Raw genomic sequence first — 16,506 nt, forward strand, 5'->3', positions numbered from 1 at the left:
ACATACCATTACAGCTATTAAGTCTAGACCAGAGAACGAAAAAAGCCGCATTACAGCGGCTTACAGATAGGATATTTTCACTAACGAGTATTAAGCATCGTTACTCGTAATAAGCTTTGCCTTCTTCGGCCATTGCAAGTAGCGGCTCCGCAGGTGTAAATACAGGGTTGTCAGCAGCGTATGTTGATAGCTCTGAACACACCTTATTGGCGCCTTTTTTGTCCATATAGCTAAATGGACCGCCCAAGAATGGAGGGAAACCAATGCCAAAAATAGCACCAATATCACCATCTCTTGCATTACGAATAATACCTTCGTCAAGACAGCGCGCAGCCTCATTGAGCATCTGTGCAACGCAGCGGTTCGCAATTTCTTGTTTATTCAACTTAGGAGAAGGCGTGACACCGAGTAACTCATAAACTGACTCGTCCACTTGCTTGCCTTTTTTACCTTCATAGGTATAGAAACCACGACCAGATTTGCGACCTAGACGTTTGCTATCTATCATACGTGCAAAAGCATCCGGCGCCTTAAAGCGAGCACCTAATTCTTTTTCTAGGATTGGCGCTATCTTAGAACCAATGTCTACACCTACTTCATCAAGAAGCGCAAGAGGACCAACTGGGAAACCAAACTCAACCAAGGCTTGATCGATTTTCTCTATCGGCTCACCAGCAAGCAAAAGATTTGCCGCTTCGTTAACATAAGGTGCCAGAATACGGTTTACGTAAAAACCAGCTTTGTCTTTTACGACGATTGGTGTTTTCCCTTGCTTACGAGCAAAAGCCACAGTGCGCGCAATAACCTCATCACTGGTGGTCTCGTGCGGAATGATCTCCACCAGCGGCATTTTTTCTACAGGTGAGAAATAATGCAAACCAATTACGTTTTCAGGACGCGTCGCTTTTGCCGCGATTTGGCCGATTGGTAATGATGACGTATTACTTGCAAATATCGTACTCTCACTACATTCGCGTTCAATATCCGCCACCATCGACTGTTTAAGGTCTAAGTCTTCAAATACGGCTTCAATCACCATGTCTGTGTGTTTAAAACCAGTGTAATCTGTTGTCCCCGTGATCATATTCAAAGTTGACTGCATCTCTGCCTTTGAAATAATACGACGCTTTTGGCGTTGAGTTAGGATCTTATAGCTGTAATTTAATGCGTTGCTAATGCCCTGATGCGCAACATCTTTAATACGTACCGGAGTGCCTGCTTTAACCGCACTAACATGGGTAATACCTGCGCCCATTAAGCCACCACCTAGCACTGCCACACGCTTCACAGGAGCAAGATCTTGACCTTGGAAATCCTTTTTCATTTCCGTTGTCGCAAAGAAAATCCCACGTAGCGAGCGTGATACTTCAGACATCACTAAATCAGCAAAACCCTCAGCTTCGGTTTTATAACCTTTTAGCTTGTCCAGCTCTACAGATGCACGTACCGCTTTGATGATAGCGAGCGGCGCGGGATAGTGACCACCTGTTTTCTTCTCAACATTTTCTTGCGCTTTTTTGAAAATGATATTGCGTCCGAACGGGTTAGACTCTAGCAATTGGCTAATTTTGTCTAAATTCGGTTTGCGAGGCTTAGGCTTACCTTTTCTAGCAAGCTTCACCGCTACGTCGAGTAAAATACTGTGCGGTACGGAATCGTCAACTAGGCCCGCTTTTTTCGCTTGCTTAGGTCGAACTTGTTTACCAGTTAGCATCCATTCAAGTGCTTTTTGAATACCAACTAATTTCGGTAGACGCTGTGTACCGCCACCACCTGGCAATAGACCAAGCTGTACTTCTGGAAGACCCAGTTTCGTCTTGCTGTCTTCAGTACACACACGGTAATCACAAGCCAGCGCAAACTCCAAGCCGCCACCCAGTGCTACACCGTGGATCGCGGCAACGGTCGGGAATGGTAAATCAGCCAATTTAAAGAAGGTTTTATGACACATTTCCGAAATCGCTAACGCATCTTCGCGGGTTTTAGCGCTATCCAGCATTTTAATGTCTGCACCAGCGATAAAGTTATCGTCTTTACCACTGATAAAAACCATACCTGTTACGTCGTCTTGCTTACTCTTTGCGATGATCTCTAATAATTCGTCAGCAAATGTATCACGTAGGGTGTTCATCTTTTCGCCCGGTACGTCGATGGTGACGATGGCGACTTTATGGTCGTTTAATTCATAAGAAAATACTGACATTATGCGCTCTCCAATACGAATGCTGCTCCAAGACCACCTGCAGCACAGGCTGTTGTCAATGCAAGACCACCGCCGCGGCGCTTAAGCTCATGTAGGCTTTGCGTGATCAAGCGTGCGCCGGTTGCTGCGAATGGGTGACCATATGCAAGTGAGCCACCAAGCACGTTAAACTTATCCATGTCGATTTCGCCAATTGCTTTACTGCGACCAAGTTTTTCTTGCGCGAATTTGTCTGAGCCAAACATTTTCATATTGGACAGCGCTTGCGCTGCGAAAGCTTCATGCATTTCTATCAGGTCAAGATCAGCAAGTGTAATACCCGCTCGGTCAAGTGCTATAGGTGTTGAATGTGCAGGACCCATCAACATATCTTCGTGTACGCCGATTGCAGAGAAGGCAAAACTACGCACATAACCTAAGATATCGTAGCCAAGCGCTTTGGCTTTGCTTTCGCTCATCATTAATACTGCCGCTGCACCATCGGTCAGTGGCGTTGCATTTGCTGCTGTTACTGAGCCGTGCTGTCTGTCAAATACAGGCTTTAACTTGGCGTAGCTTTCCAATGAGGAGTTTTCACGGATGTTATTATCTTTATCAATAAAGCTTTTGTATGGCTCAACATGGGCAGCCATCACTTCATTGTTTAATAAGCCTTCCGACCATGCTTTTGCAGCTAAGGTATGTGAGCGGTGCGCCATCGCATCTTGATCTGCACGGCTGATCCCGTGAGTCTTAGCCATTTGCTCAGCGGTTTGCCCCATTGATAAGCCAGTCGAATATTCCGCAACTGCAGGTGGCACTGGCAGTAAGTCTTTGAGTCTTAGCTTTGAGAAAATCTGTAAACGCTGCTTAAGCGTACGTGCTTTGTTCAAGTCAACAAGGCTACCTGCAAGCTTTTTGCTCACGCCAATCGGTAACACTGATGAAGAGTCCGCGCCACCAGCAACACCGACACTCACTTGGCCCGAAATAATGCTCTCTGCAACGTTAGCAATCGCTTGGAAACTGGTTGCGCATGCACGTGATACAGAATAAGCGTCAACAGAAACTGGCATGCCAGTGCCAAGTACGATTTCACGCGCAATGTTTGGTGCTTCTGGCATTTGTACAACTTGGCCGAATACCAGTTGGTCGATTTCTTTACGATCGAAGTTCAAACGCTCAAGCATTTCGTTGACGACGATTTTGCCTAAATCTAGGGCTGGAACGTGGTGAAAAGCGGTAGCTTGCTTTGCGAATGGCGTACGCAGGCCGCTCACGATAGCGATTCGGTCGCCTTTTGATGTTTTTAGTATGTTTTGTTCAGACATGAATTTTGCTCTCCCGCTGACAGGTCTGACCTGTTAATTTCCTCCGATTCTAAACAACCAAATCGAAGTTGCCAATAGCAAAGCACGAAATGGCTGCTTTTTAAACCGTGAAAACCAACTTTAGATGCTTTTTCAAGCAATCTCAAAGTATTTGAAATTGTTATTTAAAATTTATGAACTTTTCTAAAATTATGAGTCTAATCAACTTGATTATTCATTCAGCGTCCATATAACTATTTTTATTTTTGTCGGCTTAAAAGGCAGTCTCATGGCAGTAAACGAGTTTTCTCAACTAAAAGAATATTTAGATACCCAAATTTTAGGACAAAGTGCACTGACCGAATCCTTGCTTATCGCACTTTTAGCAGATGGACACTTATTGGTTGAAGGCCCTCCAGGTCTTGCTAAGACCCGTGCGGTAAATGCACTAGCTAAAGGTATTGAAGGCAGTTTCCAACGCGTCCAGTTTACCCCTGACTTATTACCTTCTGATGTGACTGGAACAGATATCTATCGCCAACAAACCAACGAATTTGTGTTTGAGAAAGGGCCGCTTTTTCATCATTTGATTTTGGCCGACGAAATCAACCGAGCGCCAGCCAAAGTGCAATCAGCGCTACTAGAAGCAATGGCTGAGCGCCAAATAACCGTTGGCAAAACAACGTATCCATTGCCTGAGCTATTTATGGTAATGGCGACACAAAACCCGCTTGAGCAAGAAGGTACATATCCGTTACCTGAAGCGCAGCTCGACCGCTTTTTACTCCATCTGAATATCGATTATCCGGATGCAGAAACCGAGGTTGATATTTTGCGCCTCACTCGTGGCGAGGCGTTAGAGGAGTACCAAGCAACCTTCACACCGATTAGTCAAGCAACCCTATTTGAGGCCCGTAAAACCGTACTAAGCATGCATCTTGCTGAGCCACTAGAGCAATATCTTGTGCAATTGATTATTGCGACCAGACAGCCACAACGCTTTGATGCAACGCTTGCAAGCTGGATTGATTATGGCGCGAGTCCTCGAGCTACAATTGCGCTTGATAAATGTTCTCGTGCTCATGCGTGGCTACAAGGCAGAGACTTTGTCACACCAGAAGATATTCAAGCTGTGGTGCATAACGTGCTACGCCACCGTATCGTGCTGAGTTATGAAGCACAGGCGGATGGGATCACCAAAGATCAGGTGATCAGTAAGATTTTAGAATTGGTTGCTGTTCCATAATACTATGAACGACATCAAGCAGTTTAATTCAGCCAGCTGGTTTAATGAAAGCCACAGTAATGGTGTCGAACTCGGCCTGAAAGAGCTACTTTTTTATAAGTCCAAAGCGCATTTACTTTCGCTCAAACCGAGAGGAAAAGTGAAAAGTGCTCAATCAGGACAATACCTTGCACCGCATAAAGGTCGGGGTATGGAGTTCGCTGAAGTCAGACAATACCAATATGGTGATGATATTCGTGCGATTGACTGGCGCGTTACCGCGCGTACCGGTGAAGCACACACGAAACTCTTTCAAGAAGAGAAAGAACGTCCCGTTTTTGTATTTTGTGACTTTTCCTCAAGCATGCTATTTGGTTCAAAGCTGTTACTTAAGTCGGTGCTTGCGGCGCACTTAGGCATTTTGGTGTCTTGGGCTGCATGCCAACGCGGCGACCGTGTTGGTGGTGTGGTATTTAATGACAGCAATCACCACGAGCTAAAACCGATTGCTCGCGACCGTGGAGTGCTTGCGCTAGCTCATCAGTTTTGTGCCCTACACGAACAAGCATTAATTCAAAAAGAGACTCACCCCTCGGGGGATCGTTTCAATGAGAATTTAAAACGACTTGTGCATCTGGCTAAGCCCGGCAGCCTGATTTATCTCATTTCGGACTTTACGGAGTTGAATAATGAAAGCTTTAAATTACTAGAGCGTGCCACTCGCCATAACGAAGTCATTGGTTGTATGGTAAGCGATCCTTTTGAGCATCATCTGCCTGAATACAGTCAAGCAATTGAGGTCTCTGCTGGTGAACAAAACTGGACATTGCCCTTGATGGACAAGCAATTTAGAGACAAATTCTCGCAAAATGCGTCTGACTTTTTCAATCGAAGATTAGCGCTACTTAAGCGCTCTGGTATGTCGTTACAAAAGTACGATGCGTCATTACCAATCGAATTACAAATCATGAGGGGTTAAATGCAAGTCAATCCACTCGACCAGCTTAATGATGTGGTCATCCCTCAAAGCGTGAGCTGGTGGCCACTTTCTTATCCAATGTGGGGAGCCATTTGTGTTCTACTCACAATATTTGCGGCTACGTGTTGGCTATTATATCGTCGCCAGCAATTTTTAAAGGCAAAAAAGGAAGCCGTAAAACTGAGTCATTCGCAGGATAATGCCCAAGCATTACACACCATACTCAAACGTTTAGTAAAACATTATTACGGTAATACCGCTGCGAGTAGATCGGGCCAAGAATGGTTAACGCTGCAAGCAAGACTCACACGCGTTGAACTCACTCAGCAAGAGCTCAACTCGTTATATGCACCGACTCAAGACCCCGCACTCAGCGATAAACTATGTCGTGCGATTAATACCTTCAAAGTGAAGGAGCGTCTCGATGTTTGAGTTTAGTTGGCCCCTTGCCTTTTTATTGTTACCTCTGCCTTGGCTAATTGCGAAGTTTAAACCGAGTATCGCGCAGACCAACATCAATATTCGTATGCCAAGTGCCGCAAAGTTACAACTCGCGAGCACAAATCAACTCAATAAGCGCGCAAAAGTAAGCCTAGTAGAAACACTCATCTGGCTACTACTGGTAACCGCAGCGGCAAACCCGACTTGGCTTGACGACCCAATCGTTGTACCAAACGAGGGACGCGATATTATGCTTGCCGTTGACTTGTCGGCTTCAATGACAGAGCAAGATATGGAATACCAAGGTCGCTTAGTGGACAGATTGTCTGTCGTCAAGGCCGTTGTTAGCGACTTTATCGAAGCGCGCCAAGGAGATCGTCTGGGACTTATTCTTTTTGGTGACACCGCATTTTTGCAAACACCACTCACCCGGGATTTAGCGACGGTTAGCCAAATGCTAAGTGAGGCACAAATTGGTTTAGTTGGACGCGCCACAGCGATTGGCGATGCTATTGGTTTGTCGGTTAAGCGTTTTGGTGAACGTGAACAAAGTAACAAAATCTTGATTTTGCTGACCGATGGTCAAAACACCGCGGGCAACCTTCAACCAGAAGAAGCACTGATCTTAGCCCGAGAAGAAGGCATAAAAATTTATACTATTGGTGTTGGCTCAGATGGTAGACGCGGTTTTGGTTTATTTGGTTTTAATTCTATGGCCGGTAGTAGTATCGACGAGAAAACGTTGCAACATATCGCCAAAGAAACTGGTGGGCAATATTTTCGCGCAAAAGACGTGGAAGGCCTACAACAGATCTACGCTATGCTAGATGAGCTAGAGCCGATAAGTGATGAAACACAGACTTTCCGTCCTAAGATTTCACTGTTTTATATTCCTCTCCTCGCGATACTCGGCTTGCTTTTTGTGGTTCAGCTAAGTCTCGTACTAAGAACAAAATTAAGAGGGTAAATATATGATGGAATTTGAATTTATTCGCCCACACCTGCTTTGGTTGCTTATTCCTTGGGTGATATACAGTGCATTGCAATGGTCTAAAAAGTCCAATCAAAAATCAGCGCAACTTATCGCACCGCACCTGATGAAGGTGGTGATGGGAGCCGATGGTCAAAAACACCAAAAACAAAGTAACTCTTGGCTTGGTATTGTGTTCTTTTTGTTGGCCATTATTGCGGTTGTAGGACCAAGTATTGAGAAACAAGAAGTACCGGTTTTTAAAACTCAAGCACCTAGAGTGTTAGTGCTGGATATGTCTTATTCTATGTACTCAACCGATCTCGCGCCAAACCGCTTAACCCAAGCGAGATTTAAAACTTTAGACATGCTAAAGCTATTTAAAGAAGGCGAAACGGGTTTAGTCGCCTATGCAGGCGATGCTTTTACCGTGTCGCCCCTCACAACTGATGTCACCACTCTTGAGAATTTGATCCCGAGCCTTCGTCCAGAGATCATGCCCTCAAAAGGCTCTAACGTGTATGCAGGCATCGAAGAAGCCATTGGCCTGTTAACAGGTGCAAGTGCAACCTATGGTGACATTATTTTGGTAACCGATGGACTTGAACAGGAAGACGCAGAAGATGTACAAAAGCTTCTTTCTGACAGCCCATTTAAGTTAAGTATCTATGCCTTAGGTACAGCGCAAGGCGCACCAATCAAATTACCTGAAGGCGGCTTTTTAAAAGACCAGTATGGTCAGATAGTCGTGCCAAAGTTATTCCCGACTCGACTTGAAAAACTGGCAAGAGTAAAAGGTGGAAAATTTGCCAGCTATACTGCTGACAACAGTGACATAGAGACATTTAAGCCTAATTTGGGTGCAAATACATCGGTGCTTAAACGGGACCAAGAAAGTGCTAAGTGGCGAGTAGATGCGGGAATATATCTGTTGATTGTACTTGTTCCACTCGCACTGCTATTGGTTCGAAATCACGCAGTTATGCTCAGTGCTTTGGTTGTTTTTGCGATGTTGCCGCAGCAAAAAGCGCTGGCGAATGAATGGACACAGTGGTTTAAAAATAGCGACCAAAACGCGCTGCAGGCCTACCAAAATGAAGCGTTCGATGAAGCAGTGCTTGCCGATAATCCGGTACTAAGAGGTGCAGCCCTTTATAAAACCGGAGATTACGAAGGAGCGGTAAAAACACTCGAACAAACAAGCTCAGTAGAAGGCCAATACAATTTGGGCAATGCGCTAGCACGGCTTGGTAAATTAGACGGCGCAATTTCTGCCTACGAAAAAGCCTTATCCCTAGATCCTGATTTTACGCAAGCGAAGGATAATAAAGCGTTAGTCGAAGCGTTAAAGGATCAGCAAGAGCAGCAAAATCAGCAGGACCAACAAGGTCAGCAAGACCAACAAAGTCAGCAAGACCAACAAGGTCAGCAAGACCAACAAGGTCAGCAGGACCAACAAGGTCAGCAAGACCAAAAAGGTCAGCAGGACCAACAAGGTCAGCAAGACCAACAAGGTCAGCAAGACCAACAAGGTCAGCAGGACCAACAAGATCAGCCGGACCAACAAAGTCAGCAAGACCAACAGAATCCACAAGCAGGAAGTGAGTCAGAACAAAACAACAACGAGCCAGAGCTAGATGCTGCCCGCCAAGACCAGCAAGCAGCCGAGGAACAAACTCAAGAGCAAAAACAGCAGCAAGCACAAGCCGCACCTATGCCCGATCCCGAGCAATCACCGCAGGATGAAGAAAAGGCACAGGCTTCAATGATGCAAGATAGTCGGCCACTTACCCCTGAAGAAATTGAGAAAGCGCAACAGCTTAATCAACTGCTTAGAAAAGTACCTGATGATCCGGCCATATTATTGAGAAATAAAATGCAACTAGAAGCACAACAACGCAAACAAAGACGTCTACCAAGAGGAGCTGAAAAATCATGGTAAAACGCATTCTATTTTTTCTGTCTTTGTTGATATTAAGCCACGCCTCGTTGGCTTTGGAAAATCTCACAGCCAGCGTAGACAAAAACCCAGTGCTCGCAGGTGAATATTTCACGTTGTCGATTATCGCTGAGGGCAAAGTCAAAGGCACCATTCCTGATGTTTCAGTGCTTAGTAACGACTTTATCACCAGCCCGGTGAATACCAGTTCTAGAACCAGTATCATTAATGGTAGTGTTTCAAGCTCCACTACCTGGCAAATGCAGCTCGTTGCTCGCACTCCGGGTACTTACACCATTCCTGCGTTAGAGGTAGATGGTGAAACGACCCAGCCGGTCGAAATAAAAGTTGTCGCTCGTGATGATGAGCAGCAAAGTGAAGATATATTCGTAAAAACCGAACTCAAGACAAAAAATCTCTATGTTCAACAGGCTGCGCTTTATACCGTTAAGCTCTATGTAGGAAAAGAACTACTAGATGGTCAACTGAGTGCCCCAATATCAGATGGCGCTAATTTCACACAATTGGGCAAAGCCAATGAAGAATACGAAGTTATTGACGGCCGACGCTACATGGTGCTCACTCGCGAATATATGATCCAACCACAAAAAAGTGGTGACTTCAGCATTGAGCCGCCGATCTTCAACGGCCAGATCAGAGATGGCTATCGTAGAATGGCGACTTCCGCTGTTGGCAATACCATTGACTTTTCAGTGTCCCCTATCCCAGCTAACGCTGCTGATAACTGGCTACCCAGTGAATATTTGAATTTTTCTGAAGAATGGCAGCCCAAAGATACCGAGTTTATGGTTGGGACGCCCATCACGCGAACACTAACACTCACAGCAGTAGGTGTTACTAAAGAGCAGCTTCCTGACATTCAGCTTGAAGACGTTAATGGCTTTAGAATTTACCCAGACGCGTCTGAACGCAAGCAAATTACCCGAGATGGTAAAGTCATCTCACAGTTAACCATTTCATTTGCTTACCTACCGCAACTTGCAGGTAGTTTTACTCTGCCCGAAGTAAAACTACCTTGGTTTAACAGCATCACTAAACGTGAAGAATTTGCGACATTACCAAGTAAGTCTGTCAGTGTGATTCATGACCCAAATCAGCCTGCCTTACCACAGGCCGCTCCAATCACGCAGCCGCTTTCAAGTCCAAGCGTAAATCCATCAACGGCTACGCAAACCAACGTGATCACAGAGCAAGTTATCCCGCTGTGGATGTGGGGACTCGCCGCTTTCGGATACGTATTATGGCTAATAACATTACTAATATGGCGCCTAAGGGCAAAACCTGCCTCAAACCCACTAGTAAATACGGTCACTGATGAAAATCCAGCACCTTTTATTTCGTTTGAAGAAGCGGTTAAGCAAGATAACCCAGCGGGTTTTTATCAAGCGCTACTGCGCTACACCAAACAACAAAATATCACCATGATACAATGGCTAGCACTTCAGCCCAGCTCATTGCGAGCACAAGTACAAACGCTACAGAGCTCGCTGTATGGAAGCAATAACGCAAAAGTAGACTTGTCTCAACTATATGGTGAAATTAAAACCAGTGTAAAAAGCACGGTTCACACAAATAAAAGCCAAAATTTAGGCAATCTATACCAATAAGCGCCTCAGGGCGCTTTTTTATTGCAAGACGAATTAGATTTGTTAGTAAATAATTAACAGATCAATTATGCTTGGTGTGAGATACACTCCCAAAATCAACTAAAATAAAATGAGTTTTTGTTGAAATAAACCTGCAAAAAGATAGGTCTCATAGATATGGCCAGTAAACAACATCACTACGAGTCACTGGTTCGGATGTACCACAAAGAGCTATATAAGTTCGCTTATTGGTTGTCTGGCGATCCGACAATAGCAGAAGACTTAGTACAAGAAACTTTTTTGCGGGCTTGGCGCGCACTTGATTCATTACAAGATGAAAATGCAGCAAAGCCTTGGTTATTAACTATTTTAAGACGAGAGAATGCACGTCGTTTTGAGCGCAAGCAATTTGACTATGCGGAGGTTGAACAAGATACGCTGGTCGACGATACCAGTTCGGCTTTGGATGATGCAATGGAGCAAACCGTTGTGCAACGACAAATAGCCAACTTAGCACCAGAATATCGTGAACCACTGCTACTGCAAGTGGTGATGGGATGTTCTGGGGATGAAATCGCCGATATACTTGAGCTGAATAAAAACACGGTGATGACAAGGTTATACCGTGCTCGCAACCAGCTAAAAGACGCTTTAACGACTGAATATGAACCAATAAAGGGGGCATCAAACTGATGGATGAACTCGAATTTCGACGCCGCCTCGTTGCTGATCCTCATGATGAAGAGGTCAAGAAACAGGCCGAACAGCAACCTGAGTTGCAAGCACTGGTCGAAGAAATGCAAGCTTTCGACGATTTCTTGGGAAAATCACTCGATATTGATGTGCCTGAGGAGCTGGCTGATAAGATAATTGCAAAGCAAAAGGAGCTTGAAACGGGAGAACAAAAAGTGGTGAGAGTGTCTTGGTTTAGACGCGCTACAGCACCATTTGCGATTGCCGCCAGTGTATTTTTTGCCGCCGTGGTCTTTTACTTTGGTGGTTTTGGACACCCTGTCGATACCGGTGAACACGCACTTGCTCATGTGTACTACGAAGAAAATGCACTGCAAAAGCAAGAAACAGTGTCACTGCAAACCGTGAACGAGAAGCTCGCGATGTTTGGGGGTAAGTTCGACAACTTACCGGGTAAAGTGGTTTACGCAACATTTTGTAATTTTAAAGGCCAAAAAAGCCTTCACTTGGTTATGCAATCCGAGTTTGGTCCTCTCACGGTTTTTGTCGTACCAACAGGTCAACAAAGTACGATTGATGGCAAAGATAGTTTTGGTGATAGCCGCTTTGAGGGCTTGATTGCCCATAATGGTAAAGCCAACACCATACTGGTGGCAAACCGAGGTACGCCGATTGAAACCTTCCAATCAGAAGTGACAAACTCACTACGCTGGTTATAACGCCACCGCCCCACTCTTTGGGGCGGTGTCTCAATATCCTTACTAAACCTCTCAAAATACAAATTTAATTGAGGTACATACCTATTTAAATAGCCATGTTAGTTCTTTACAATGGCGGCAGTTATTTTGGTATATAGGAACTTTATGAAACATTTCATTGTGTTACTTTCCCTTGTTTCTTTTTTATTTACAGCTAGTTTTAATGCTGAAGCGAGAAAGAAGTTTGGTAGTAAGAGCTCAGGAAAAACCCAGCAAACACAAACAACCCAACAAAAGCAGCAAACTGATACACAAACATTAAATGCAAAATCGACTACGACACCTAAGTCGAGTAAAAAAGGCATTATGGCCGGTGTACTTGGCGGATTACTAGCCGGTGGTCTGATTGCCGCAATGCTTGGCGATGATTTTGAAGGATTTCAATTCCTTGAAATGATTTTGCTTGCCGCTGCTGCCTTTTTAATCTTCAAATTGGTTAAAGGCATGCTTGCAAAGAAACAGCAGCCAAGCTATGCCGGTGCGTCGGCTATGGGTGGCTATAACAATACGCCACCACCACAGCAGCTTCAAAGCAAAGGGCCAATTGGCGGTGGTTTTGGCGCGAGTAGCGTGCCTATGAATCTGCCTAGAGATTTTGATATCAATGGCTTTTTACAAGGCGCAAGACAGCATTATCAAACCATCCAAACCGCTTGGAATAACAACGACTTTTCGACAGTTTCTGAATACTTAAGCCCAGAGTTGGTTGAAGAGTTCAAACATGAACGAGAGCAACAAGGCGATGTTAACACTGAAGTGATGTTTGTTGATGCTGAGTTAGTCCGTGCAGATACACGCCCTGACGTTTGGGAAATTAGCATTAAGTTTACTGGCAAATATCGTGACCTAGGGGACATGCAAGAAGAACCTATCCACGAAATATGGCACTTAGAGCGTAAAACAGCGGGTGAAGCACCTTGGCTAATTGTAGGTGTTGAAGAGCTAGCAGCCTAACTCGTCAATTTTAGCAAAATTACACTCAACTTGTTTATTCACCAAGTTGAGTGTTTATTTGCAGCACAGCTCTATCCTCACCCAAACACACTTCAATATCTGCGATGTTTGGTAAGCTTTGCATCCCCCATACCGAAAGGCGTTGAAATGGCTGAATGAATTGTCTAACTTGCTCATCACTCATCCCCTTTCCAGTCGATGCTTTGAGCATATGCTCTTGTTGCAGGCGCCACTGATATACTCTGTCGAAGCTAATTCCATTTAAATAAATGAGACTATCTAATTGTGAAAAAATAGCTTGATACTCTTCACATAAAATTTGATTCACTTGTAAGCGAAACGAACCGTCTTTATCAAACTCTTGCTCAAATTGATTAACGGGAGATGCTAACGCATCGCTAGGCTGCGGCTCCACTCCCATACACCATCCCTCGATAATCAGTACCTGTAAACCCGCCTCAACTTTTCGCCATTTTGATTTTGGCAACTTCCTATCAATTGATTTATCAAATACAGGTAAAATTAATACTGTGCCGCGTTTAAACCTGTCTATAACATCTTGTAATAGTTGCAGATCATGAGTACCAGGCAAGCCTCTTTGTTGAAGCAGCGGATGAAACTTTGAAGCAAGCACTGCCCGCTCTTCTGGGTCTAAATAAAAATCATCAAGAGACACACACTTACAGGTAATGCCAACTTCCCTAAGCTGTTTACAAAGAGAATAGCTTAATGTTGATTTACCAGAGCCCTGAACGCCAGAAACCCCGATAATTAGTGTTTTTTTAGAATTAAATATTCCAAACCTTATTAGACTTTTGGCTAATTCCATATTCCTACGCATTATTTTTCAGATTAGTAACCTTTTGATTAGTATAGACTTAAATAAAACAAAAACACCACAACAAAAATAAAGTTACATTAAACTTGAATAATTTACATTAATAAATTATTTTTACCCTTCATTGATACATAAGCAACAGTACCGATATGGGTACTATTGCATTTTTCACACAAAAACAATAAAGGAAATCACAATGAAACCACTGGGGAAGATACCATTTGCTAAGAGTACTCTCTGCCTTAGCATGCTGGCTGCATCAGCAAGCTTTTACGCAACCGCGGAAGAGCAACCAGAAGACGGTGCTAAAGAACAAATTGAAAAAATTACCGTTACCTCTCGTCGTAAAGAAGAAACCATCATAGAAATCCCAATGCAGGTTTCTACTATCTCAGCTATGGATATCGCTGATCGTAACTTAGTATCAGCAGAAGACTTTTATAGAACACTTGCAGGGGCTGCTTCTCCCAGAGGTCAACTTATTTTGCGTGGGCTGAGCGGAGGTAACACAGCATTTCCAGATACAACCAGTGTTTTTGTCGATGATGTTCCTTTCACTTTTGAAAACTTAAACGACGTAGAGCGAGTTGAAGTTTTACGAGGACCACAAGGTACACTTTATGGTTCCAATGCTATCGGTGGTACGGTGAGGATCATCACTAAGAAGCCTGTACTTGATGAGTTTGAATTTTTCGCATCTACACAGATTGGAAGTGAAAAAGATGTAGATGGTCTACATCGTAATATTTCAATGGGTGTTAACATTCCACTTGTTGATGATACATTAGCACTACGTGTAAGTGGTAATACAGAACATGAACGTTACCAAATGGTTAACATGAACACAGGTGTTCAGGGTAACGCAGATCGAGGCTTTATCCGCAGCCAACTATTATGGCAAGTGGACCCAGAAACTTCAGTTACTCTCGGCTACGCACATACGACATTCAGCGACACGGGTACAACAACAGGTGACCGTTCTACACCAGGGTATTATTGGGACTACAGCTTAACTGCCAATGAGGAAGCGGCTTACGGGTATGATGTCGACTTCTTTAAAGTTTCTTGCCCTGAAACTGCAGAGCGACCTCAATGTAACGCGGGTAACGCGCCAATCGCTAACAAGGGCGTACCACAAAAATACCAAGTGTGGGACTTAATGGACCCATGGTCTGATGCCACTAATGACCTTTTCACTTTAAATATTCAGGATGATAACTTCCTAGATATTGCGTCTTTAACTTACGCAGGCTCTCACCGTACTTATGAAGAAGACAGCATTCAAACTGCATGGAGTCGCTTAGATGCTTCAGATATGTTCCGTACTTGGATCATTGACCATCGTAAATATGAGCGCGTGACTCACCAACTGCGTTTCCAAAATATTGATGTAAACTCGCCTCTATCTTGGACTATCGGCGCTTACTATGACGAAGTTGAGTACGGCTACGATCCAGATTACCAAAACCAATATCATGAAAAAGGTGACAAAGTATCTGCGTTAGCACTTAATTGGTGGGGTGCGGATGCGACACAAATTGGTAAAGATACATTTGGCAACCCGCAAAACAACTGGAACCTTACCAACATTCGTGATTACTCAGAAGAACTCGCTTTCTTCGCGGATGTTGCATACGAATTTGATTTAGGTGATTCCGGTAGCCTTGAAGTGAATGGTGGTGTACGCCGCTTTGAACTTAAAGATGGTTCTCACTACACGCAAGAAGGTATTTGGGCAACCTCTGAAGATAATCTAAGTGGTGAAGAATCAGGTAACCGCTATAAGTTCAGTGTTTCTTACCGTCCAAGTGAAGAAATGTCTGTATATGGTTTATATTCAGAAGGATATCGACCAGGTGGTAACAATGGTCCATTAGCAGCTTCATGTGAGGCCGATCCACTTGCTAAAAACCGTAAAGACCGTTACACGTCTGATGCTATCGAAAACTACGAGTTAGGCTTGAAAGCAAGCGTACTTGACAGAAAGGTTGATTTCTCAGCCGCTATCTATCGCATCGATTGGACTGATATTAAAACTTCAGTATACATGGACACGTGTGGTTTCTCATATACAGCTAACGGCGGTGAAGCTAAGTCTGAAGGTTTTGAGTTTGAGTCAACGGCTCGTTTAACTGACGACTTAACGATGTCATTCAACACGTCGTATACAAGCTCAGAGATCACAGAAGACAATGATTCTATCTCCGCAAGTGCTGGTGATAAGATGACTATGGTACCAGAATGGAATGCATACCTAGCGCTTGATCAAAATATTCAATTGTTCGGTAAAGATGCTTACATCCGAGGCGAATACTCTTTCTATGATGAATATAAAACACACTTTAATGTTCGTGATGAAGACAAAACACCAGCATATAGTGTCTTTAATTTATCAGGACGTATTCAGCTAAGTGATAGTCTAAAACTAAGTGTATTCGTTAATAACCTATTTGATAAAGAAACTGCTACCTATATGCGTGCTCGCTCTAGAAACGCCAATAATTCAGCAGCTCAAGAGTATATTAACTATCTAAATGGCCGCACAATCAGCCTACGTGTTGATTATACGTTCTTTTAAGTGATAAAAAATGTGCCACCGTGTAGGTGGCA

13 protein-coding genes are annotated in these 16,506 nt (G+C 44.0%); 10 read left to right on the forward strand and 3 right to left on the reverse strand.

What is annotated here, in order from left to right:
* Positions 1–100: 100 nt before the first annotated feature.
* Together fadJ and fadI are read right to left on the reverse strand one after the other, a co-directional pair.
* Positions 101–2,203 (reverse strand): fatty acid oxidation complex subunit alpha FadJ, encoded by a 2,103-nt coding sequence (gene fadJ, locus NH462_RS17605; RefSeq protein WP_253106920.1) that lies wholly within the window; start codon positions 2,201–2,203, stop codon positions 101–103.
* Positions 2,203–3,513, reverse strand: a complete 1,311-nt coding sequence (gene fadI, locus NH462_RS17610; RefSeq protein ID WP_010377724.1) for an acetyl-CoA C-acyltransferase FadI — start codon at positions 3,511–3,513, stop codon at positions 2,203–2,205. The genes fadJ and fadI overlap by 1 nt, the downstream gene beginning before the upstream one ends.
* 268 nt (positions 3,514–3,781) lie before the next feature.
* On the opposite strand from fadI, the gene NH462_RS17615 reads away from it, so the two are divergent.
* The 9 genes from NH462_RS17615 to NH462_RS17655 all read left to right on the forward strand — a co-directional run bounded on the left by NH462_RS17615 (position 3,782) and on the right by NH462_RS17655 (position 13,058).
* A complete protein-coding gene (locus tag NH462_RS17615; RefSeq protein WP_010377722.1) occupies positions 3,782–4,738 on the forward strand; it encodes a MoxR family ATPase in 957 nt (318 codons plus the stop codon).
* A 4-nt stretch (positions 4,739–4,742) separates the two neighbouring features.
* Entirely contained in the window at positions 4,743–5,696 is a 954-nt protein-coding gene (locus tag NH462_RS17620) for a DUF58 domain-containing protein (protein ID WP_253106921.1), read from the forward strand.
* Positions 5,697–6,128 carry a DUF4381 domain-containing protein gene (locus NH462_RS17625; protein WP_253106922.1) on the forward strand — a complete coding sequence of 144 codons (432 nt, stop codon included), beginning with the start codon at positions 5,697–5,699 and terminating at the stop codon, positions 6,126–6,128.
* Complete coding sequence (locus NH462_RS17630) at positions 6,121–7,104, forward strand: VWA domain-containing protein (protein ID WP_253106923.1); 984 nt, start codon at positions 6,121–6,123, stop codon at positions 7,102–7,104. The genes NH462_RS17625 and NH462_RS17630 overlap by 8 nt, the downstream gene beginning before the upstream one ends.
* A 7-nt stretch (positions 7,105–7,111) precedes the next feature.
* On the forward strand, positions 7,112–9,049 hold the full coding sequence (locus NH462_RS17635) for a VWA domain-containing protein (protein WP_253106949.1): 1,938 nt from the start codon (positions 7,112–7,114) through the stop codon (positions 9,047–9,049).
* Positions 9,043–10,674 (forward strand): BatD family protein, encoded by a 1,632-nt coding sequence (locus NH462_RS17640; RefSeq protein WP_253106925.1) that lies wholly within the window; start codon positions 9,043–9,045, stop codon positions 10,672–10,674. Before NH462_RS17635 ends, NH462_RS17640 begins: the two co-directional genes overlap by 7 nt.
* Positions 10,675–10,830: 156 nt before the next feature.
* The gene (locus NH462_RS17645) at positions 10,831–11,346 is read left to right on the forward strand and encodes a sigma-70 family RNA polymerase sigma factor (protein ID WP_010605216.1); all 516 of its coding nucleotides are present in this window, start codon (positions 10,831–10,833) and stop codon (positions 11,344–11,346) included.
* Positions 11,346–12,065 (forward strand): DUF3379 family protein, encoded by a 720-nt coding sequence (locus NH462_RS17650; protein WP_253106927.1) that lies wholly within the window; start codon positions 11,346–11,348, stop codon positions 12,063–12,065. The genes NH462_RS17645 and NH462_RS17650 overlap by 1 nt, the downstream gene beginning before the upstream one ends.
* A 144-nt stretch (positions 12,066–12,209) precedes the next feature.
* Positions 12,210–13,058 carry a Tim44-like domain-containing protein gene (locus tag NH462_RS17655; protein WP_253106930.1) on the forward strand — a complete coding sequence of 283 codons (849 nt, stop codon included), beginning with the start codon at positions 12,210–12,212 and terminating at the stop codon, positions 13,056–13,058.
* Positions 13,059–13,092: 34 nt separating this feature from the next.
* Here NH462_RS17655 and NH462_RS17660 read toward each other — a convergent pair whose 3' ends face one another.
* Positions 13,093–13,887 (reverse strand): kinase, encoded by a 795-nt coding sequence (locus tag NH462_RS17660; protein ID WP_253106932.1) that lies wholly within the window; start codon positions 13,885–13,887, stop codon positions 13,093–13,095.
* Positions 13,888–14,092: 205 nt separating this feature from the next.
* Between NH462_RS17660 and NH462_RS17665 the strand changes: the two genes are divergently transcribed.
* Positions 14,093–16,474, forward strand: coding sequence for a TonB-dependent receptor (locus NH462_RS17665; RefSeq protein WP_010379253.1), 2,382 nt, complete (start codon positions 14,093–14,095; stop codon positions 16,472–16,474).
* Positions 16,475–16,506 lie beyond the last annotated feature (32 nt).

Origin of the sequence: Pseudoalteromonas sp. OANN1 (genome assembly GCF_024124685.1) — a bacterium.
Lineage (GTDB): Bacteria > Pseudomonadota > Gammaproteobacteria > Enterobacterales > Alteromonadaceae > Pseudoalteromonas > Pseudoalteromonas piscicida.